Annotated in this window: 17 protein-coding genes, 1 other RNA gene, 1 riboswitch and 1 other annotated feature; of the genes, 6 read left to right on the top strand and 12 right to left on the bottom strand. The window is 52.5% G+C overall.

The genetic code is table 11. The annotated features are described in order from the left end of the window. Positions 1 to 18 precede the first annotated feature (18 nt). The 4 genes from NOS26_RS05865 (at position 19) to NOS26_RS05850 (ending at position 4,913) form a co-directional block, all read left to right on the top strand. On the top strand, positions 19 to 1,428 hold the full coding sequence (locus NOS26_RS05865; protein WP_014015835.1) for a PTS mannitol transporter subunit IICB: 1,410 nt from the start codon (positions 19 to 21) through the stop codon (positions 1,426 to 1,428). A 14-nt stretch (positions 1,429 to 1,442) separates the two neighbouring features. Continuing rightward, positions 1,443 to 1,877, top strand: coding sequence for a PTS sugar transporter subunit IIA (locus NOS26_RS05860; RefSeq protein ID WP_014015834.1), 435 nt, complete (start codon positions 1,443 to 1,445; stop codon positions 1,875 to 1,877). 55 nt (positions 1,878 to 1,932) lie between these two features. Further along, positions 1,933 to 3,198 carry a zinc-binding dehydrogenase gene (locus tag NOS26_RS05855; protein ID WP_014015833.1) on the top strand — a complete coding sequence of 422 codons (1,266 nt, stop codon included), beginning with the start codon at positions 1,933 to 1,935 and terminating at the stop codon, positions 3,196 to 3,198. Between the two features lie 326 nt (positions 3,199 to 3,524). Further along, entirely contained in the window at positions 3,525 to 4,913 is a 1,389-nt protein-coding gene (locus tag NOS26_RS05850) for an ATP-binding protein (RefSeq protein WP_014015832.1), read from the top strand. On the opposite strand, the gene NOS26_RS05845 is transcribed toward NOS26_RS05850, so the two are convergent. The 7 genes from NOS26_RS05845 to NOS26_RS05815 all read right to left on the bottom strand — a co-directional run bounded on the left by NOS26_RS05845 (position 4,910) and on the right by NOS26_RS05815 (position 12,696). Then, a complete protein-coding gene (locus NOS26_RS05845) occupies positions 4,910 to 5,869 on the bottom strand; it encodes a 5-bromo-4-chloroindolyl phosphate hydrolysis family protein (RefSeq protein WP_014015831.1) in 960 nt (319 codons plus the stop codon). The genes NOS26_RS05850 and NOS26_RS05845 overlap by 4 nt on opposite strands. Positions 5,870 to 6,060: 191 nt before the next feature. Continuing rightward, positions 6,061 to 6,822: a triose-phosphate isomerase gene (gene tpiA, locus NOS26_RS05840; RefSeq protein ID WP_014015830.1), complete on the bottom strand. Its 762-nt coding sequence runs from the start codon at positions 6,820 to 6,822 to the stop codon at positions 6,061 to 6,063. A gap of 29 nt (positions 6,823 to 6,851) precedes the next feature. Further along, positions 6,852 to 8,033, bottom strand: a complete 1,182-nt coding sequence (pgk, locus tag NOS26_RS05835) for a phosphoglycerate kinase (RefSeq protein WP_014015829.1) — start codon at positions 8,031 to 8,033, stop codon at positions 6,852 to 6,854. Between the two features lie 18 nt (positions 8,034 to 8,051). Then, positions 8,052 to 9,074, bottom strand: coding sequence for a sugar-binding transcriptional regulator (locus NOS26_RS05830; RefSeq protein WP_014015828.1), 1,023 nt, complete (start codon positions 9,072 to 9,074; stop codon positions 8,052 to 8,054). Positions 9,075 to 9,117: 43 nt separating this feature from the next. Then, the gene (gene gpmI / locus NOS26_RS05825; protein ID WP_014015827.1) at positions 9,118 to 10,641 is read right to left on the bottom strand and encodes a 2,3-bisphosphoglycerate-independent phosphoglycerate mutase; all 1,524 of its coding nucleotides are present in this window, start codon (positions 10,639 to 10,641) and stop codon (positions 9,118 to 9,120) included. 127 nt (positions 10,642 to 10,768) lie between these two features. Then, entirely contained in the window at positions 10,769 to 11,797 is a 1,029-nt protein-coding gene (gene gap / locus NOS26_RS05820; RefSeq protein ID WP_014015826.1) for a type I glyceraldehyde-3-phosphate dehydrogenase, read from the bottom strand. Positions 11,798 to 11,931: 134 nt separating this feature from the next. Next, positions 11,932 to 12,696 (bottom strand): YdcF family protein, encoded by a 765-nt coding sequence (locus NOS26_RS05815; RefSeq protein WP_014015825.1) that lies wholly within the window; start codon positions 12,694 to 12,696, stop codon positions 11,932 to 11,934. Between the two features lie 239 nt (positions 12,697 to 12,935). Between NOS26_RS05815 and ssrA the strand changes: the two genes are divergently transcribed. Continuing rightward, positions 12,936 to 13,286, top strand: a transfer-messenger RNA (tmRNA) gene (ssrA, locus tag NOS26_RS05810). Between the two features lie 435 nt (positions 13,287 to 13,721). Beyond that, positions 13,722 to 13,960 (top strand) — a binding site (T-box leader). Between the two features lie 67 nt (positions 13,961 to 14,027). Continuing rightward, positions 14,028 to 15,365 carry an MFS transporter gene (locus tag NOS26_RS05805; protein WP_014015824.1) on the top strand — a complete coding sequence of 446 codons (1,338 nt, stop codon included), beginning with the start codon at positions 14,028 to 14,030 and terminating at the stop codon, positions 15,363 to 15,365. A gap of 244 nt (positions 15,366 to 15,609) precedes the next feature. On the opposite strand, the gene NOS26_RS05800 is transcribed toward NOS26_RS05805, so the two are convergent. From NOS26_RS05800 to NOS26_RS05780, 5 genes are all read right to left on the bottom strand, one after another. Beyond that, positions 15,610 to 16,179: a GDSL-type esterase/lipase family protein gene (locus NOS26_RS05800; RefSeq protein ID WP_014015823.1), complete on the bottom strand. Its 570-nt coding sequence runs from the start codon at positions 16,177 to 16,179 to the stop codon at positions 15,610 to 15,612. Next, positions 16,176 to 17,651, bottom strand: a complete 1,476-nt coding sequence (locus NOS26_RS05795) for a tryptophan transporter (protein WP_014015822.1) — start codon at positions 17,649 to 17,651, stop codon at positions 16,176 to 16,178. Before NOS26_RS05795 ends, NOS26_RS05800 begins: the two co-directional genes overlap by 4 nt. 12 nt (positions 17,652 to 17,663) lie before the next feature. After that, positions 17,664 to 18,347, bottom strand: coding sequence for an energy-coupling factor transporter transmembrane protein EcfT (locus NOS26_RS05790; protein WP_027895495.1), 684 nt, complete (start codon positions 18,345 to 18,347; stop codon positions 17,664 to 17,666). Then, a complete protein-coding gene (locus tag NOS26_RS05785; protein ID WP_255917399.1) occupies positions 18,347 to 19,162 on the bottom strand; it encodes an energy-coupling factor ABC transporter ATP-binding protein in 816 nt (271 codons plus the stop codon). The genes NOS26_RS05790 and NOS26_RS05785 overlap by 1 nt, the downstream gene beginning before the upstream one ends. Positions 19,163 to 19,522: 360 nt before the next feature. Next, a complete protein-coding gene (locus tag NOS26_RS05780; RefSeq protein ID WP_255917398.1) occupies positions 19,523 to 20,356 on the bottom strand; it encodes a MetQ/NlpA family ABC transporter substrate-binding protein in 834 nt (277 codons plus the stop codon). Positions 20,357 to 20,487: 131 nt separating this feature from the next. Beyond that, a riboswitch (SAM riboswitch) is annotated at positions 20,488 to 20,581 on the top strand. Positions 20,582 to 20,731: the final 150 nt, after the last annotated feature.

Raw genomic sequence — 20,731 nt, 5'->3', positions numbered from 1 at the left:
ATTTTAGGAGGAATCATCATGAAAGCAAAAGTCCAATCCTTCGGCCGTTTCCTCAGCGGTATGGTCATGCCAAACATCGGCGCCTTCATCGCCTGGGGCCTGATTACGGCCTTATTCATCCCCAGCGGCTGGCTGCCTAACGAACAGCTGGCAAAAATGGTCGGACCTTTCCTGACCTACGTCCTGCCCCTGCTCATCGCCTTCCAGGGCGGCAAAATCGTCGGCGGCCTGCGCGGCGCCATCATGGGTGCCATTGCCACGGTCGGCGTCATCTGCGGCACGACCTACACCATGTTCATGGGTGCCATGGTCATGGGGCCCCTGGCCGGCCTGGTCATCAAGAAATTTGACGCCGCTGTCGACGGCCGCATCAAGCCGGGCTTCGAAATGCTCATCAACAACTTCTCCGTCGGCATCCTGGGCATGGTCATGGCCATCCTCGGCTTCTACCTCATCGGCCCGGTCATGGGCATCATCTTGTCCTTCCTGACGGCCGGCGTCCAGATCCTGCTCCAGGCCGGTATCTTCCCGCTCATCGGTGTCTTCGTAGAACCGGCTAAAGTCCTCTTCTTGAACAACGCCATCAACCACGGCATCTTCACTCCCCTCGGCGCCGAACAAGTCGCCGAAACGGGCAAGTCCATCTTCTACATGATTGAAACCAATCCCGGCCCCGGCACAGGCGTTCTCCTGGCTTACTGGCTCTTCTCGAAAGACACCATGACCCGTCAGTCCGCTCCCGGCGCCCTGATCATCCACCTTCTCGGCGGTATCCACGAAATTTCCTTCCCCTACATCCTCATGAACCCGGCTCTCCTGCTGGCAACCATCAGCGGCAGTGTCGCAGCCCTGTTCTACAACATGATTTTCGACCTCGGTCTTTCGGGTCCGCCGGCCCCGGGCAGCCTCATTTCCTATCTGGCCATGGCGCCGAAGGGTTCGACCCTCTCAGTCATCCTGAGCATCGTCATTGCTGCTGCCGTCTCCTTCATCATCGCCTCGCCGATCATCAAGATGTCCGCTGCCAAATCCAGCGAATCCCTGGAAGAAGCCCAGCAGAAGATGCAGGACATGAAGGCTGAATCGAAAGGCACGTCTCCGGCAGCCGCCGCTCCGGCCCAGGCCGATTTGAAGTGCATCACCAACGTCGTCTTCGCCTGCGATGCCGGTATGGGTTCCAGTGCCATGGGAGCCGCCGTCTTGCAGAAGAAATTCAAGAAAGCCGGCCTGACCGACATCACCGTCAGTCACGCTTCCGTTTCAGAAATCCCAGCAGACGCCCAGCTCGTCGTCTGTCACCAGGATTTGGCTGAACGAGCGAAAGCCAGTGCTCCCCAAGCCCGCTTGATTACAATTACAAACTTTATGGCAGCCCCTGAATACGGCATGCTCGTCGATGAATTAGTCGCTGCCCGTCAAAGTAAATAAAGGAGATATATACCATGAACACGATTTTGCAGAAGAAAAATATCATCCTCAATTGCCAGTCTAAAGCCAAAGAAGACGTCATCAAAGAAATCGGCAAGATTTTCTACGATGATGGCTATACGACAGAAAAATACACCCAGGCCATGCTGGACAAAGAAAAAGTCTTCAATACGGCCATCGGCAACGCCGTCGCCATCCCTCACGGTATCGAAGAAGGCAAATGCGAAGTCAAGAAATCGGGCTTAGTCATCATGACCTTCCCCCAGGGAACCGATTGGGGCGGTGAAACAGTCAAACTGGTCATCGGTATCGCCGGTGTCGGTGACGAACACATCGATATACTCAGCAATATCGCCGTCACCTGTTCCGATGAAGATGAAGTCGACGAAATCCTGAAAAGCTCTGTCGATCAGATTTACGATACCTTCGCCAACATCGAAGCAGAATAGTCACCTAATCTATTAATACATATATTATGGAACAATCACTTAGGAGGATTCTATCATGAAAACAAAAGCAGTCAGAATGTATGGTACCCGCGATTTACGTCTGGAAGAATTTGAACTCCCGGAAATCAAAGACGACGAAATCTTAGCCAAAATCATTACCGACAGCATCTGCATGTCGACGTACAAACTCGTCGAACAGGGCAAGAAACATAAACGGGCTCCCCAGAACATGGATACGCACCCCATCATCACAGGTCACGAATTCGCCGGCGTCATCGTCAAGGTCGGCAAGAAATGGCAGGACCAGTTCAAGCCGGGCATGCGCTTCGCCCAGCAGCCGGCCCTGAACTATAAAGGCAGCCTGGCTTCTCCGGGTTATTCTTACGAATTCTTCGGCGGCGACTGCACGTACTGCATCTTCCCGCATGAAGTCATGGAACTGGGCGCCCTCATGCCCTATGACGGCGAAAGTTTCTTCGAAGCCTCCCTGGGTGAACCTATGAGCTGCATCATCGGCGGCTACCACGCCAACTACCACACGAACAAACATAATTACAACCACGCCATGGGCACCAAAGAAGGCGGCAACATCATCATCCTCGGCGGCTGCGGCCCCATGGGCCTGGGCGCCATCAGCTACGGCATCAACTTTGAAAACAAACCGAAGCGCATCGTCGTCACCGACATCAACGACGCCCGCATCGCCCGGGCTAAAGAAGTCGTCTCGCCGGAATACGCAGCCCAGCACGGTGTCGAACTCATCTACGTTAACACGTCCAACATGGATACGGCTTATGACGACTTAATGAAAATCACCGATGGCCATGGCTATGACGACGTCTTCGTCTACACACCAATCCGTGCCGTCGCCGAATTGGGCAATAAACTCCTGGCCTTCGACGGCTGCATGAACTTCTTCTCCGGCCCGACGGACAAAAACTTCAGCGCTGACATCAACCTCTATGACTGCCATTACACCAGCACCCACATCATGGGCACGACAGGCGGCAACAACGATGACCTCATCGAAGCCAACACCCTGGCTGCCAAAGGCATCATCGACCCGGCTGTCATGATCACCCACGTCGGCGGCATCGACAGCATCGCTGAAACGACACTCAACCTGCCGAAAATCCCGGGCGGCAAAAAATTAGCCTACACCCAGTTCGATATGCCTATGACCGCCATCGAAGACTTCGCCAAACTCGGTGAAAAAGATCCGTTCTTCCTGGAACTGGACAAATGCTGCAAAGCCCACAAAGGATTGTGGAACGCCGAAGCCGAAAAAATGATTCTCAAACACTTCAACGTAGAAATCTAAATACGCTTTCTCTCTCAAATTCTCTATATAAGAAGGGCTTGTCACTTGTTCTTTTCTGATGTGACAAGCCCTTCTTATATAGGTCAATTATTTGTTTTTATGATTCTTACAGCAGTTCACAACTTTTTGAACAAATAAATATCGCGTAACCATACTTTAAAGTATAATGAATCTGCTACAACACACCATCTCAAAGGAGTTACGCGATGAATTCATTATACCTCGAAAATTCGATTAACCTATATAATTGCAAATAAAGTGAAACACGAGTATAATACTTATGAGTATTATACTCGTGTTTCACTTTATTTATGGAGGTTTTTCTCATGATTGGCAGAAAACAGGAATTAGCGCTTTTAGAAAAATTATATAGTTCTCCTTCTTTTCAATTTTTAATCATGTATGGCCGCCGCCGTGTGGGAAAGACGACGATTTTGCAAAAATTTGCTCAATCTCACGATTGTATCTTTTTCCCGGCCCAGGAAAAGAACGACGTCCTAAATTTGGAAGATTTTTCTCAAACTGTTCAGGAACATTATACCGGTGATTATTTAGCACCTTTCCCGAATTGGGAAAAAGCCTTGGCTTTTATCGAAAAACAAAGCCGCAACGATAAACGAACAGTCCTCATCATTGACGAATTTCCCTTTTTAGCCTCCCAAAATCCTTCGATAAAAAGTATTTTCCAGCATGCTATCGACCACAGCTGGCAAAATAAAAACATCTTTCTCATCCTCTGCGGCTCCAGTGTCAGCTTTATGATTAACGAAGTCATGGGATACAAAAGCCCTTTATATGGGCGGATTACTGCACATCTAGAAGTAAAGCCTTTTGATTATCTGGAAAGTGCTGAGTTTTTCCCGAATTATTCACAAGAAGAAAAATTATTGGCCTATGGCATCCTCGGCGGAATCCCTCGCTATTTAAAGGCATTTAATCCATATCAAGACATTACCGGAAATATCGCCGAACACATTTTATCTGAAAATGCCTATCTTCACGACGAACCGCAGCTCCTTTTGCGCATGGAACTGCGTGAACCAGGTATTTATAATAGTATACTCGAGGCTATCGCCAATGGAGCCAATAGGATTTCCACCATCTCCGACCGCATTCACGAAGACCGGAGCAAATGCACGAAATATCTGCAAGTATTACAGAACATCCGCCTGGTAAAAAAAATCATCCCCTGTGGCCAGCCTAAAACGAGTAAAAAAGGCATTTACGTGATTGCAGATCATTACTACCGTTTTTGGTACCGCTATACGTTCTCACAAAAAAATTATTACTTCCTCTTAGGCGAAGAAAAAGCTGCCCAAGAAATCATGGACGGCATTTCCGACTATATGGGACCTGTCTTTGAAGAAATCTGCACCGAATACCTCTGGCGCCGGGCCAAGGCCCATACTCTTCCCTTCATCCCCGCTGTCATCGGCAAGTGGTGGGGCACCAATCCCCTATTGAAACAGCAGGATGATATCGACATTCTCGCACTCGATAAGACAGAGACAGAAGGAATCTTCTGCGAATGTAAATACCGGAACCGTCCTATGCCCATGGAAGAGTATGATGATTTAGTCCAGGCTACAGCCGCCTTCCCAAAAGTAACAAAAAAACACCTGATTTTCTTCAGTAAAGGCGGATACACCCAGCCCGTCATAGAACGCGCCCAAAGGGAAGGCGCACAATTAATGAGCATAAGTAATCTGTTCTAAGCTCCATATTTATGCAAATAATCGGCGTAGTAAAATTCGTCGGTCGTCATGCTGAAGTAGCGGATACCTTCGCGCAGGCCCAGGAATCCTGGGATGAGGGTCCAGCAGAACAGGGCGTAGATGACACCGCGGACGGGGCGTTTCAAATAGAAGTAATGGATGCCGAAGGAACCCAGGAAGAAGGCCAGGACCGCTGTAATCAGCCGTTCTTCGTTGATTTTATGGCGCAGTTCCGGCGTAATCGACGAAAAGGTTCCGTCTGTATAGGCATCGAAGCGGTCGGCAGCTTTCTGTTTCCACTGGGCCAGGGAACCTTTCAGGGACGATGGCTTCTTTCTCCGTACAGCGGCTTCCGGGTTGTACAGGCCCTGGGCAGACAGGTTCTGAGCCATGACTGTCGTTTCTCCATCGATAGTCACCAGCTCGGCTTCCAAGACCTGGGTGAACTGTTCTTCATAGGCCTGGTCGAGTTGGCTGAGCAAGGTCTTGAGTTTCTGCTGTGTCTGGACGACCTTATCCGTCCTGAGTCCCGTCGCCGAGAGCTTCTTATATTTGCGGACCATGAAGACGGCCCGGTCCTGGTAATAATCGATGAAGTGTTCTGCCAGGCCGATCCGTTCGGGATACTGTTGCAGATAATAGAGGAAATTACGGGCAATATGCTGCATATTGGCGACAGTCCGGCACAAATCCGAGTCGGTCAATCCCCTGCGTTCCGCTTCCATGCGGTTGAAATCGCTGAGAGCCTTTTCAAAAGCGGCCTGGTCGCGGCTGGCCCCCTTGCCTTTGCTGCCGGGCCACTTCAAAGAAAGCTTATGCGGCTGCCGTTCCAGGCGATACAAGATATATAGCGACAGGATAACGCCGATGACACCGACAGGATGGTTATAAAAGAACCAAGCACCGCCACCGATGAGCAGGCAGAAAAAAGAAAGGACATATAAAATATATTTCATCGAATTCCTCCTCCCTCTCATTGACTTTATTGTAACAAATGTAGGGAGATATAGCAAAAGGCGCTGTCGCATGAAGACAGCGCCTTTTCTGTAGGGGCGACCACTAGCCACTAGCCACTAGCCACTAGCCACTAGCCACTAGCCACTAGCCACTAGCCACTAGCCACTAGCCACTAGCCACTAGCCACTAGCTATTTTACAACAGCGTTATTGATGATGGCGAGGAAGTCGTCGGCTTTGAGGCTGGCACCGCCTACGAGACCGCCGTCGATGTCGGCAGAGCCTGTGAGTTCAGCGACGTTGCCGCCTTTGACGCTGCCGCCGTAGAGGATGGAAACGTCTTCAGCCGTAGCAGCATCATAGAGGGCAGCCAGTTTCTTGCGGATGATGGCGCAGACTTCTTCAGCCTGAGCAGCACTGGCCGTCTTGCCCGTGCCGATAGCCCAAATCGGTTCATAGGCGATGACGACTTTCTTGACGTCTTCTGCCTTCAGGCCTTCCAGGGCTTTTTCGATCTGGCCTTCGATCCAGGACTGCATGATGCCCTGTTCGCGCTGTTCCAGCGTTTCGCCGCAGCAAACGATGGGCGTCAGGTTATGAGCCAGAGCTGCTTTGGTCTTCTTGTTGACCGTTTCATCGGTTTCATTGAAATACGTACGGCGTTCGGAATGACCGAGGATGACATGGGTGACGCCGATGTCGACGAGCATGGCCGGCGAAACTTCACCGGTGAAAGCGCCTTTTTCTTCCCAATGCATGTTCTGGGCAGCGACATGGATCGGCGTGCCTTTGGTCATTTCAACGGCCATGGAAAGGTACGGGAAGACCGGAGCGATGATGACTTCCGGTTTTACGTCCTGCGGAACTTTGGCGACGAGGCCCTGGATGGTTTCTTTAGCGTCGGCACCGAGGTGGTTCATTTTCCAGTTGCCGGCAATGATGGTTTTACGCATAATGAGTTTCCTCCTTTAAAGGTGAATGATTATTTATCGCTCAGGGATACGACACCCGGGAGCTGTTTGCCTTCGAGATATTCCAGGGAAGCACCGCCGCCCGTGGAGATGTGGCTGATCTTGTCGGCCAGGCCGGTCTTGTTGACAGCCGAAACGGAGTCACCGCCGCCGACGATGGAAACAGCTTCGGAATCAGCGACAGCTTTAGCGACAGCTTCTGTGCCTTTAGCATAGTTTTCCATTTCAAATACGCCCATCGGCCCGTTCCAGACGATGAGTTTCATCGGGGCCAGTTCTTTAGCGAAGAGTTCCTGCGTCTTCGTGCCGACGTCGAGGATCATCCAGTCAGCCGGGACAGCATCGACGGAAACGACTTTGTGGTCGGCGTCGTTCTTAAATTCAGCAGCGACCGTGACATCAACCGGCAGGAGCAGTTTCGTTCCCTGTTCTTTAGCCTGGTTGATGAGCTGTTTGGCCAAATCGATTTTGTCGGCTTCGACCAGGGATTTGCCGATGCCATAGCCCTGGGCAGCCAGGAAGGTATTGGCCATGCCGCCGCCGATGATCATGAGGTCGACTTTAGGCAGGAGGTTGGAAATGACTTCGATCTTGTCGGAAACTTTAGCCCCGCCGATGATGGCTGCGAAAGGATGAGCCGGGTTGTCGACAGCCCCGCCGATGAAGCGGATTTCTTTTTCCAGCAGGAAGCCGGCTGCCATGGGCAGGAATTTCGTAATGCCTGCGACCGAAGCATGAGCGCGGTGGCAGCAGCCGAAAGCGTCGTTGATGCCGACTTCAGCCAGAGAAGCGAGCTGGCGGGCGAAATCTTCGCCGTTTTTTTCTTCTTCTTTATGGAAACGGAGATTTTCCAGGAGCAGGACTTCACCCGGTTTGAGGGCGTCAGCCATGGCTTTCGTTTCTGCACCGACGCAATCCGGAGCGAATTTGACATCAAGGCCGAGGAGTTCCGACAAGCGTTTGGCAACGGGTTTCAACGAATACTTTTCGACGACCTGTCCCTTCGGGCGGCCGAGATGGCTGGCCAGGATGACGGCTGCTTTATGGTCGAGCAAGTATTTAATGGTCGGCAGCGTCTTCTGGATACGCGTATCGTCTGTAATGTTGCAGTTTTCATCAAGGGGGACGTTGAAGTCAGCGCGGACAAAAACGCGTTTGTTTTCGACATTTACATCAGTAATCGTTTTTTTCATGAAAGGTTCCTCCTCCAATTAAAGCATTTGTATGATTTTTTCAGCCGCGCCTTCGTCCGTGACCAGCGTACCCGTATGGCAGGCCCGCATGACGCCTACAATGGCTTCGGCCTTGCTGGCGCCACCGGCTACGGCGATGACGTGCGGATGAAATTTGATTTCTCGCAATGAAATCCCTACATTATTCGTACCATATAAAATCTTGCCATCGAGGCCGCAATAGCAGCCCAGCGATTCGCCACAGGCGCCGAGGCTGTGCAGGGCATCGCGCTGGAGCGTCGTCATGCCCCGCTTGCGGGCCATGCGGTCCGCCCGGCCGATGCCGAAGATGACGACCTGGGCCCGGGCCGTCATGGCCACATTTTCCTGGGTCTGGCGGTCGGCTTGGAGCATCATCTGCAGCGCCGAATCACTGAGGCCTTCCGGGATATGGATCATGCGGTACGAACTGTGGGTCTTGGCCGCAATGTTGGCGGCGATGTAGTTGGCCTGGACTTCGACATGGTTGCCCATGCTTCCGCGGGCCGGCAAGATAGTCACGTTGGCCAGACATTCCGGAAGCATGCGGGCCACTTCAGCCATCGTCGACCCGCCGCTGATAGCGACCGTATCTACGCTGCCGAAAAGGTCGTTCAGGAGCAGCGCACCCCGGCGGCCCAGTTCTTCCTTGGCGGTCTTATCGTTATCGCTGTCACCGGGGACGATATAGACATTTTTCAGGCCCAGCTTCTGGCGGATCTGGCGCTGCATGTCGTCCAAATTATTCAGGCGCAGGAAACACTCCAGGAGATCCGGCATGAGCCGTTTGCCTTCCGGTTCCATGGCAATGCCCAGCGTCGTAAAGCGCACGATGCCACTGCGCCGCAAGACGTCGACGTGAGACCGGACGACGCGTTCCGACAGGCCCGAAAGACCTGCCAGGGTCCGCCGGCCGACGGGCTCGGCGTCGGCGATATGCCGCAGCAGCAGATAGCGTTCTTTGATTGTCCCCATGACATCGGGAGCTATTTTTTGAAAGATACTCAATGTATCTTGTTCCATCTTACTCTCTCCCTTCACGATGCGATAGAACAACAGAGTATAATCACTGGTCCAGCAGGCATTTGCCGGTCATATCGGCAGGAATGTCCATACCGGCCAAAGTCAGCATGGTCGGGGCGACGTCGGCCAGGATGCCGTCGTGCAGGTGATCCCCTTTATGTTCTTCACTGACCAGGATGCACGGTACATGGTTCGTCGTATGAGCCGTGTAAGGGCAGCCCGTATCGGGATCGGCCATCTGTTCCGCATTGCCATGGTCGGCGATGATCAGGAGCTGGCCCTGGACGGGTTTCAAGGCTTCAACGATTTTGCCGACGCAGGTGTCGACCGTTTCGACAGCTTTGACAGCCGCTTCAAAGACGCCTGTATGGCCGACCATATCGGCGTTGGCGAAATTGAGCATGATCATATCATATTTATCGGCCTTGATCTGTTCGATGACTTTTTCCGTGACAATGGGCGCGTTCATTTCCGGCTGCAAGTCATACGTCGCAACTTTCGGCGACGGTACGAGGATGCGGTCTTCACCGGGATTCGGTTCTTCTTCGCCGCCATTGAAGAAATACGTGACGTGAGCGTATTTTTCCGTTTCGGCAATGCGCAGCTGCGTCTTGCCGGCCTTAGCCAGGACTTCGCCTAAGGTATCCGGAATCCGTTCCTTATCGTAGACGACGTGTACCGGAAGGTCATCTTCATAACGGGTCATGGTCGCAAAGTACGTATCCAGCTTCTTCGGACGCGGGAAGCCGTCGAAATCGGGAACGACGAAAGCCGTCGTCAACTGGCGGGCCCGGTCAGGGCGGAAGTTGAAGAAGATGACACTGTCGCCATCCTGGACGGGATGTTTATGGATGACAGTGGGAATGACGAATTCGTCGGAAATGTCAGCCGCATAGGAATGTTCCAGGCAGGTCTGAGCATCCGGTTCCTGCGGTCCTTCACCGAGGGCGACGGCATCATAAGCCTTTTCAACGCGTTCCCAGCGTTTATCGCGGTCCATGGCATAATAACGGCCGCTGATGGTAGCGATTTCGCCGACGCCGAGTTCAACGCACTTATCTTCCAGTTCCTTGAGGTATTCGCCAGCGCTGCGGGGCAGTACGTCGCGGCCGTCGAGGAAGGCGTGGATGTAGACTTTTTTCAAGCCATTGCGCTTGGCCATTTCCAAAAGACCATAGAGATGCTGTTCGCTGCTGTGGACGCCGCCAGGAGAGACGAGGCCCAGCAGATGGAGGGCCGAATCCTTTTCCTTGACGTTTTCCATAGCACCGACGAGAGCCGGTTTCTGGAAGAAAGCGCCGTCTTTGATGTCCTTGGTGATTTTTGTCAGCGCCTGGTACACAATACGTCCCGCACCGATATTAAGATGGCCCACTTCAGAGTTGCCAATCTGGCCGTCAGGCAGACCGACGTCTTCGCCCGATGCGCCGAGATACGAATGAGGATATTCTTTCCAAAGTTTCGGCAAGACCTTGAGGTCTGCCTGGGCTACGGCGTTATCTTTTTCGATATGGCTGCAGCCAAAACCATCCATGATGACCAGCATTACAGGTTTCTTTTTCGTCATTACAGTTTTTGACTCCTTTTGTAATCGATGAGTAATAAAAAGGGGCCGCCATGCGACGGCCCCTTTAGGGTTCAATCTGATTTGTAACGGGAGGCTGTTTACCCGTTGGGAAATGCGTCGCTACAAATTAGTGTTTGCTGTTGTAATCGTTCATGACAGCAATGAGGTTGAGGACTTTGTTGGAGTAGCCGATTTCGTTGTCGTACCAGGAAACGACTTTTACGAAGGTGTCCGTCAAAGCGATACCAGCTTTAGCGTCGAAGATGGACGTGAGCGGGCAGCCGAGGAAGTCGGAGGAAACGACAGCTTCGTCAGTGTAGCCGAGGATGCCTTTGAGTTCGCCTTCAGAAGCTTTCTTCATAGCTGCGCAGATTTCATCGTATGTAGCCGGTTTAGCGAGGTTGACCGTGAGGTCGACGACGGAAACGTCGAGGGTCGGTACACGCATGGACATGCCGGTCAATTTGCCGTTCAATTCCGGAATGACTTTGCCGACAGCTTTTGCAGCACCCGTCGAGGACGGAATGATGTTGCCAGCAGCTGCACGGCCGCCGCGCCAATCTTTCATGGACGGGCCGTCAACGGTTTTCTGCGTAGCCGTTGTGGAGTGAACCGTCGTCATGAGGCCTTCTTTGATGCCGAAAGCATCGTTGAGGACTTTAGCGATCGGAGCGAGGCAGTTCGTCGTGCAAGATGCGTTGGAAACGATCTGCTGGCCTTTGTATGTATCGGTGTTAACGCCGCAAACGAACATGTCTGCCTGACGGCCGTCAGCACCCTGTTTGGAAGGAGCGGAGAGTACAACGTATTTTGCACCAGCTGCGAGGTGTTTTTCAGCGAGGTCCATGGTGAGGAAACGGCCTGTCGATTCAACGACATATTCAGCACCGACTTCGTCCCATTTGAGGTTGGCCGGATCCATTTCAGCCGTTACGCGGATTTTTTTGCCGTTAACGATGAGCTGGCTGTTTTCGACGTCAGCTTCGATCGTGCCGTCGAACTGGCCGTGCATGGTGTCGTATTTGAGCATGTATGCCATGTAGTCAACCGGGCAAAGGTCGTTGATGCCTACGATTTCGATGTCATCACGAGTCTGTGCAGCGCGGAAAACAAAACGACCAATACGACCGAAACCATTAATACCAACTTTAATCATTGTCGATACACTCCTTTTGAAAACAAAATAACCTTTTTACATAATTCTAAGAACCTGAGGGCCTTACTACTTACACTGTAAGTATGCCACATCGGGTACGATTTTGCAATACCATGGACGTTTTATGTCCCAATTTATTGTATCCGCAAAGAAGCGGCGGCGATGCCGACGTATTCTTTGATGGCCAGACAGGAGTTAAATAAGTAAAAAGACTGGGGTACGACGGAGTACCCGGACCAGTTCGTCACAGCGCTCGTATGGTAATCACAGGGATACGGCGTCACATCGAGGCCTTCACGCGTAAAGAAGCGGACAGACCGGGGCATGTGGAAGGCACTGGTGACCAGGATGGGCTTCGTCCAGCCCTGGTGCTCGCAGATTTGCTTGGAAAAAGCGGCATTTTCTGCCGTGTTGCGGCTCTTGTCGTCCATGAAGATCTTATTTTCCGGCACGCCCAGGGAGAGGAGCATCCGCTTTTCGATTTCCGATTCATTGGCGTCGCCTTCGAGGATGGTCCCGCCCGATAAGAGGATGGGCAGATCCTTAGCCTTTTGCAGGCGCAGGGCCATGAGGAAACGGTTGGCTGCGGCGCTGCCGACCTGGCCGGTACCGTCGAAATCGGGGACGCCGGCCCGGGATCCGCCGCCGAGGAGGACGATGACATCGCCAGCGACAGCCGTCCCCTGCGGCTGGTCATAAGCCGTTTCCAAGGGATGGATGAGGCCGTTCGATACGGGCTCGATGGACAAAAGATAAAAGACAGCCGTAACGACAGCCAGCGCCCAGCGGCCGGGACTGTGTCTGCGAAACATATAATACAATAAGAGAATCAAAGCCAGGACAATGCCACCCATCGGCAGGATCCAGGCATAAAGCCATTTAATGATATATAATAACAAAATGAAGACATCCTTTCGTATAGTTAAGCCTCTCCTGCTAGGAGAGGTGGCCTGAAGGGCCGGAGAGGTTGCTTGTAAACCATAAATCACCACGACCGGCGAACTGCGGTCTGCGGCCTGCGAACTGCGGGCCGCCCTTTGGGCGGCCCCTACGCATATTATACCATAAACTTCATTGGCAAACGGTAAAATATGTGCTATACTTATTTTGAATCCCTGTAAAGGGAGATTCTATCCATGGGGATGTAAAGGTTTCGACGTGGATGGTTGTATCATGAATAGCGAGCCGGGGTTTCATCTGCCCGTAAATCGGTGAACCTTTTAAATTAAACGCAAAAGAAAACAATTTTGCTTTAGCTGCCTAAGTGCGGCTAACGTCTCCTGCTGCTAATCCTGCGGGCAGCTCGCAGACGTCACTTAGCGGGATACCACATGGCTCTGCCTGGTAGTCGTGTCGGGAAACTCACAGGCTGGAATCGTCTAGTTTGTCCTTGTACGAAAACGGTTTAAGATCCTAACAAGGTCTGCGCTCGGAGAAGTTCATGGGGCGGCATTTACGGACAGGAGTTCGACTCTCCTCATCTCCACCATGATAAAAAGGGCTTGTCGCACGACGACAAGCCCTTTTTGAGTTTGAAGTTTGAAGTTGAAAGTTTGATGTAGATGGGACAAAATTTAAAAGCCATCGCCTCAAACATTTAAGCAAAAGGGGGGGGCCTCGCATGATGGCAGAAACTTTCGTGCGACAGCGCTTTTTAAGTTGTTAGTGGTTAGTGGCTCCCTTGATAGGCCCTTTTTGGCCCGTCAGGGACTGACCGGAGAGAAAGACAGGACGGTTGCCAAAACGGAGAGCCTTGCTGGAGCTGTCAGCGCAGCTGACTGAGAGGTCAAACCTCTCCGGCCCTTTCGGGCCACCTCTCCTATGAGGAGAGGCTTTCAGATAGGAAATTTTAGAATAGACTATTGACAAATTGATGCACAGGGTCTATGATAAGGACCGTAAGTTAAACATCGATTTTATATTTTGACATTCGATGACGAGAAAGAGTACATTTTTGCGGAAGCGCACAGCGAGCCGGGTATGGTGAAAGCCGGTGGTGGAAGGAAAATGGAAAATCATCTCTGAGAATTGCAGTTGAAATGAGTAAACTGCACCGTCTGATCCACGTTACAGGAAACGCGTATGATAGTACGTTGAAAAGTGCCTTGCTTTTTTGGTGAGGAATATTGGGTGGTACCGCGGATATAAACTTCCGTCCCTTGTGGACGGGAGTTTTTTTTATTTCATGTTTATCTTATGACTATATGACTCATAATAGGAGGAATTCATCATGGAAAACATCAATTTCGACAGTCTGAAACGACGGAGAGATCTTCGCATCATTTTACCGGTCTTTCTCGTCTCGATTATAGCCTGCATCGACCGCGTCAATATTTCCTACGCCAAACTGACCATGACCCAGACCCTGTCCTGGTTGTCGCCGGAAGTCTACGGTTTCGGCGCTGGCATCTTTTTCGCCGGCTACTTGCTCCTGGAAATCCCGGGTTCCCTGTTCGCCGCTAAGTTCTCGGCCTCGAAATGGATTTCCCGCATCATGTTCACTTGGGGCGCCGTCAGTCTGTGCATGGCCTTCGTCACGACGGAATGGCAGTTCTACCTGTGCCGCTTCCTATTAGGCGCATCGGAAGCCAGCCTCTACCCGGTCATCTACTCCCTCCTGTTCCCCCGCTGGTTCACAGCCTCTGAACGGGCCCGGGCTACGTCACTCATGTTGACGTCCCTGCTCCTTTCGACCATCATCGGCGCACCGATTGCCGGCGTTCTCCTGGAACATTCCTTCTTCGGCCTCTTAGGTTGGCAGGAATTGTTCATCCTGGAATCCATCCCGGCCCTCTGTTTCGCTTTCTATTTCTTCTTTGCCGTTAAAGACCGTCCCGACCAGGCCAGCTGGCTGACGGATGCTGAAAAAGAATACTTGACCACTATGTACCAGGAAGAACAGGCCAAGATGCAAAGCGTCAAGAAATACACGGTCTTCCAGGCTTTTACAGATGCTAAAGTCTTAAAGCTCTGCCTCATCTACTTCCTCTGGGTCGTCGGTTTCTGGGGCTTCTACTTCTGGATGCCGACCGTCCTCAAGAACCTCTCCGGCTGGTCCACGTCGCTCATCGGCGGAGCTATCGCTATCCCCATGATGGCAGCCCTCGTCGTCCAGCTGGTCATCGGCCATACGGCTACAGTTACAGGCGATAAAGTATGGCACGTCTTCGGCGCCCTCACCGTCGGTGCTATCGGCCTCGGCTTGTCGCCGTTCGCTCACAACATGGGCGTCGCCCTGTTCCTCATCTGCTTGTCGGCTATCGGCATCCATGCTTCCATGGGCGTATGGTGGACCATCCCGACGACCTTCCTTTCCGGCCCGGCCGCTGCCGGCTCCATCGCCCTCATCAACTCCTGCGGCAACCTGGGCGGCATGTTCGGACCGAACATGATGGCCTGGGTCCAGGCTGAAACGGGCAGCTTCGACATGGGCTACTATCTCATGGCCGCCTTCATGTTCTGCGCCGGCGTCCTGGTCCTGACCTTGAAATATAAAGTCAATGGCGCCACCAAAAAAGACGTTCTCCTCGATGCAAAGGCCACTGTCCAGCCTACAGCCGGGCATTAACGACATCTGTGATGTCACTGTAGGGGCCGTCCCAAAGGGCGGCCCGTTGTGGGAATCCCGTAAATCAGTGGCTAGTGGCTAGTGGCTAGTGGCTGGTGGTTCGTAGCCCACATTGTAGGAGCGCCACATGCGCGCCCCTATAGTTCATAAAAAGCACTGTCATAAAGACAGTGCTTTTTTAGTGAATCAGGCGGGCCGCCCTTTGGGCGGCCCCTACGAGCTACGAACCACGAATCACGAGCCACTAACCCCCCATCACTTTCAGTACTTCCCGGGCCAAGACGGCGTAGCCTTCGGCATTGGGATGGACGCCGTCGGCGTAGAGGTTACGGCCAGTCCGCCGTTTGGCATTGAACAGGGCTTCATAGAAGTCGATGATATGACAGCCCGTTTCTTTGCCATACGAAAGGAGCCATTGCCGATACTGACGCAGTTGGTCATTGTGTTTTTCTACGTCTCTGGCGTTCTGCCAACCGTACATGGCACTCTCCATCGTAGTCAGCGGCGGGATGCCCAGATATACTGGTTTTCCCTGGGCCTTGAACGTCGTGACGATATTCCGTATATTCCGGCAGATATTCTCCAAGTCCCCGTCGAGGAGAATGTCGTTGGATCCGCCCATGACGAAGAAGGCGTCATACCGGCTGAGGTCGAACTGATGGAGGCGATAGACCATGCCCGTCGTCGTATCGCCGCATTGACCTTCGTTGTCGATATGAATCAGACTTTTAGCCGAGACCAGGGCCGTCCAGCTTTGGTCAGGCTGGACGGCAAAACCATACGTCAGACTATCGCCCAAGCATAGGAGTTTCACGGCTGGACGGCTTTCTGGACAGCCGCTACGGCAACGTCCGTCGACAGCCACGGGGCATCGAAATGGCAGCCGGCTTTTTCCAGGTCCATCTGGCAGGCGAAGATTTTCGGGATGGCACTGGTACAAATATTATGGTCATACATATAGCGCAGCGTCGTTTCCACATCGGCATCGCTGAGGATGTGGCCGTGGTCGATGAGGACCAGCCGGTTGGCATAGGGCAGGGCCGCTTCCAGCGTATGTTCGATGACGACGATGGTATGGCCGTATTTGACGTTCAAATCGTGAATCAATTCATAGAATTCATGGGTTCCTTCCGGGTCCAGGGCCGACGTCGGTTCGTCGAAGACGAGGATATCCGGATTAGTCGCCAGGACGTCGGCGATGACCAGACGCTGGCGCTGACCGCCGGACAGTTTGGTGACCTGGCGGTGGCGGTACGGCGTCATGTTGACCTTTTCCAGGGCTTCCGTAATGGCCTGGCCTATTTTATCCGGTGCAACGCCTTGGTTTTCCAGGCTGAAGGCGATTTCTTCTTCGACGGTCATGGCAACAAGCTGGCTGTCGTAGTCATCGAGCATGGCGCCGACGCGGGTCGCCAACTGGGAAATGGTCGTCTGTGTCGTCGCCTGGCCGTCGACATAGACCATCCCTTTCATGACGCCGCCGAAATAATGCGGGATGGCACCGGTCATGGCCATGCACAGGGAGCTCTTGCCGCTGCCGCTTTCACCGGTAATGACCAGGAAGTCACCTTTATTTACGGTCATGGTGACATCATCCAGGACGGGTGTCTTCTGCTTATTATAGATGTACGACAAATGTTCCATGGAAATGAGGCCATCCTGGGTCGGCTTCAAATCATACATGCTGTGGTCCGACGTGACTTCCTGTTCTTCCAGGGAATCGAGGATGCCCCGGGAAACGAAGAGGCGCAGGGCCGGGAAATACATGAGCGGTGTGACAACGGCATTCAAGGCACCGATGACGACGACCAGGGGCAGCATGGCCGTAACATAGACGACCGTCGGCAAATTCATGACGAACTTCAGTATCGTGACGAAAGCGCCGCCGCTCATGCAGGTCGCTGCAAAACCGGTCAGGACGGGCAGGCACGAATGGCCTTTGAACTTGATGAAGGCCAGGTTCTTGACGATGAACGTACAAGTCAGGGCGCCGAGGGGTTCACTGATGAGGTTGCCGTAAGGGAAGCCCGACTTCGAGGTCAGGACGTTGACTAAAGCGGCGACTAAGCCGATGCCCAGCGCCTGCTTGTAGCTCGGCTTGGTCAGACAAATGGCAACGCAATAAGTGGCGATGGTCCAGTTCGGTGTAACGCCACCGACGCTCGGCGAGACGAGGTGTAAAATCGTACCGATGGCCAACATGAGCGTCGTAATGGTAATCCAGCGGAACTGGCCGCCTTGGCGATGATGGAATTCTAATTTGGAAATATCTGCCACAGTTTTCATCGTGTTCCCCTCCTAAACCAAACCTTGCAAGCGCAAGTAGACGACAAAGCAGCTCAAAGCCAGCATGATGACGATGCCCACATAATCCCGGCCTTTCGGACGGACATTGCTCATGAAGCTGTGTTCATTGCTGCCGAAGCCGCGCAGTTCCAGGCTGAGGGCCATCGTTTCCGACCGGCCTAACGATTTGAGCATCAGCGGCTGGACGACGCTCATATAATTGATGACTTTCTTAAAGACATTGCCCTTCGTCGACAACCCCCGGCAGGCCTGAGCTTCCTGGACGGCCTTGCTTTCAGCGATGAAATCCGGCACGAAGCGCAAAGCCGCCGTGAACATGAAGGCATATTCATAAGGAATCTTGATCTGCTTTACCAGGGCCGCCGTCAAATCCTGCAGGCGCGTCGTCGTCAACAAGATGATGAAGACAATCGTCATGGCCAGCATGCGCAGGCCCGTCACATAAGCCGATTCTAACGATCCGCCGCCCAGGAGCTGGACGACAGCCAGGAAAACGGCAAAGACGGCCAGGCTGAAGACGGCCTTGATATTGCGCGCCAAGCTGCCGCATAAGCCTAAGAGAATGAGTTCGATAATGACTAAAATCACTAAGGGCAAGGTCGTATGCATGACCAGGGCCCAGAAAGAAAAGGCAAAGGTGCCGATCAATTTCGTAACAGGAACCAGGTTCTTCATCATTTGCGGGTACCTCCCATCCGTTCCAGCATGGCTGCTGTAAATTCTTTCATCGACTTACAGTAAGGAAAATCCGGGACTGCCATGGACAAAGTGACGGCGTCGGGCCGGCTCAATCCCAGGTCATATAAATCGTCGCGCTGCGTGAACAATTCCTGCGGCGTCCCATCAAAGGCTTTCGTATGATTGCCGATGACCAGGACGCGCTGACAGTATTCGGCAAAGATATCCATATCATGGCTGATGATGAGGATAGTCATCCCCTTTTTATTGAGGTCCGTCAGCAAGGCCATGAGCTGGTCCTTGTCTTCACTATCCTGGCCGCTCGTCGGTTCGTCGAGGACGATGTATTTCGTATGCATGGCGATGGCCGAAGCGATGGCGACGCGCTGCTTTTCCCCGCGGTTCAAGTTAGGCGGATAAGCTTCCGAAAGTTCCGTCAGTTCCGTCGCAGCTAAGGCTTCGTCGACGGCCTGGCGGATTTCATCGCGGCTCATGCCCAGCTGCTGCGGCCCGTAGGCCACTTCTTCGCGGACTGTCGGCCGGAACATCTGCCTTTCCGGCCGCTGGAAGACGTAGCCTATGAAATGGCTGCGTACAGACGCATCGTCGTCGTTGATGACTTTTCCGTCATAGAGGATTTCCCCAGATACGGGCTTTTCCAATCCCATGAGCAGGCGCGTCACCGTCGTCTTACCACAGCCGTTGCGTCCGCCGAGACCGATGAATTCACCCTCACCGATTTCTACATTGATATGTTCCAACACGGGCACGCCATTGCCATAGTTGAAACTGACATCTTTCATTTCCAGCATCTTTCTCTCCCCTTCTGTCTGAAGACAACAAAAAAACCTTCCGTCCCTATACAGGGACGAAAGGTTTGGTTTCTTCCGCGGTGCCACCCAGATTGACTCAGTGAGTCCAGCTCTACATGTACGGCATAAGCGATACACGTTTCTTTGATAGCGGTGGAAATACACCGTCGTACCCTACTGGTCACCGTTCAGGCCGCATCTCCCGAATCCATTCTATCCGCCGGTCCGTGCCGAACTCCCACTGCCATCGGCTCGCTGGAACTGCCACATCGGATATACTCGTTTCGTTCATCGACAAATCCATTTAGATTTTGCTTTATTATATACTTGTCAGGCGCTCATTGTCAAGCCTTACACCGCTTATTCAGCTGGTTCAATCGTACCGTTGTACTTGTCGGCAATGAATTTCTTGACGGCATCGGAATGGAAGATTTCAGCAATCTTCTTGTATGTCGGATTGTCCTTGTCCTTAGCTTTGACGGCCAGAACCATGACAGCCAGCGGTTCGTCTTTCGGTTCCAGGAAGATGCCCTGTTCTTTGACATTGAGGCCGGCGCTCATGACGTAATTCATGGTGATGACAGCGGCATCGACATCACCGAGGCTGCGCGGCAGCTGGGCTGCTTCGATTTCCTTGAACTGGAAATGCTTGGGATTATCGACGACATCAGCCGGCGTAGCCTTGAATCCTACGCCCTCTTTAAGTTTCAGCAGCCCTGCGCGCTGAAGGAGCGCCAAGCCGCGGCCGCCGTTAGTCGGGTCATTTGGGATAGCAATGACAGCTCCGTCGGGCAAAGCGTCGACACTCTTATATTTATCGCTGTAAATCCCCATGCGCATGAGGATCGTGTTGCCAATAGGTACTAAATCCGTACCATTCTGCTTATTGAAATTATCCAGGAATGGCTTATGCTGGTAGCTGACCAAGTCAATATCTCCATCAGCCAGGGCCTTGTCCGGCGTAATGTAGTCGGAAAATTCGACGACTTTGATGTGAATCCCCTGTTTTTCTGCTTCCTTAGCCACGGCTTCGACGACTTCAGCATGAGGACCCGCTGTGGCTCCGATCTTGATTTCCTTGTCGCTGCTACCGGCACTCTGGCCATTATCCCCCTGACCGCCGCAACCGGCAAGGCCGACAGCCAATACGGCTAATAAGGCAAGCGGTAAAAATTTCTTTTTCCATTGAATCATAGATGATACCCCCTCTTTAGATTGTTGTCTAAATACTACGCTTTTAGTATAGTTTTGTCAATGTCCTTAAGATAGACCTTGACAAATAGCTTATCCATGATAAACTAAGAATTAAGACAACTTTAGAACGACATTTATCCAGAGTGGTGGAGGGACTGGCCCTATGAAGCCCGGCAACCGATAACGACGGTGCCAATTCCTGCGGATTCTTCCGAGAGATAAAGAACTAGCTATCAAACCTCTTTCTCTTTCGGAAAGAGGTCTTTTTTATCTTTTCCCGCCAGAAGACTCCCACCTCTTAGGTGGGGGATGAATGGCGGTGCTTGAGTAGGTCCAATGCCCGTAAAAAGCACAAAAACGCTGTAACTCATCTTA

This window comes from Megasphaera sp. SC8-1 (assembly GCF_024436295.1).
GTDB lineage: Bacteria > Bacillota > Negativicutes > Veillonellales > Megasphaeraceae > Megasphaera > Megasphaera elsdenii.
Note: the sequence above shows the minus strand (reverse complement) of the source record. Positions and strands in the feature narration are given on the sequence as shown.

What these genes read in the sequence shown, in the direction of transcription:
- NOS26_RS05865 (WP_014015835.1), top strand. Translation starts at nt 19, where the DNA reads ATGAAAGCAAAAGTCCAATCCTTCGGCCGTTTCCTCAGCGGTATGGTC.
- NOS26_RS05860 (WP_014015834.1), top strand. Translation starts at nt 1,443, where the DNA reads ATGAACACGATTTTGCAGAAGAAAAATATCATCCTCAATTGCCAGTCT.
- NOS26_RS05855 (WP_014015833.1), top strand. Translation starts at nt 1,933, where the DNA reads ATGAAAACAAAAGCAGTCAGAATGTATGGTACCCGCGATTTACGTCTG.
- NOS26_RS05850 (WP_014015832.1), top strand. Translation starts at nt 3,525, where the DNA reads ATGATTGGCAGAAAACAGGAATTAGCGCTTTTAGAAAAATTATATAGT.
- NOS26_RS05845 (WP_014015831.1), bottom strand. Translation starts at nt 5,869, where the DNA reads ATGAAATATATTTTATATGTCCTTTCTTTTTTCTGCCTGCTCATCGGT.
- tpiA (WP_014015830.1), bottom strand. Translation starts at nt 6,822, where the DNA reads ATGCGTAAAACCATCATTGCCGGCAACTGGAAAATGAACCACCTCGGT.
- pgk (WP_014015829.1), bottom strand. Translation starts at nt 8,033, where the DNA reads ATGAAAAAAACGATTACTGATGTAAATGTCGAAAACAAACGCGTTTTT.
- NOS26_RS05830 (WP_014015828.1), bottom strand. Translation starts at nt 9,074, where the DNA reads ATGGAACAAGATACATTGAGTATCTTTCAAAAAATAGCTCCCGATGTC.
- gpmI (WP_014015827.1), bottom strand. Translation starts at nt 10,641, where the DNA reads ATGACGAAAAAGAAACCTGTAATGCTGGTCATCATGGATGGTTTTGGC.
- gap (WP_014015826.1), bottom strand. Translation starts at nt 11,797, where the DNA reads ATGATTAAAGTTGGTATTAATGGTTTCGGTCGTATTGGTCGTTTTGTT.
- NOS26_RS05805 (WP_014015824.1), top strand. Translation starts at nt 14,028, where the DNA reads ATGGAAAACATCAATTTCGACAGTCTGAAACGACGGAGAGATCTTCGC.
- NOS26_RS05795 (WP_014015822.1), bottom strand. Translation starts at nt 17,651, where the DNA reads ATGAAAACTGTGGCAGATATTTCCAAATTAGAATTCCATCATCGCCAA.
- NOS26_RS05790 (WP_027895495.1), bottom strand. Translation starts at nt 18,347, where the DNA reads ATGAAGAACCTGGTTCCTGTTACGAAATTGATCGGCACCTTTGCCTTT.
- NOS26_RS05785 (WP_255917399.1), bottom strand. Translation starts at nt 19,162, where the DNA reads ATGCTGGAAATGAAAGATGTCAGTTTCAACTATGGCAATGGCGTGCCC.
- NOS26_RS05780 (WP_255917398.1), bottom strand. Translation starts at nt 20,356, where the DNA reads ATGATTCAATGGAAAAAGAAATTTTTACCGCTTGCCTTATTAGCCGTA.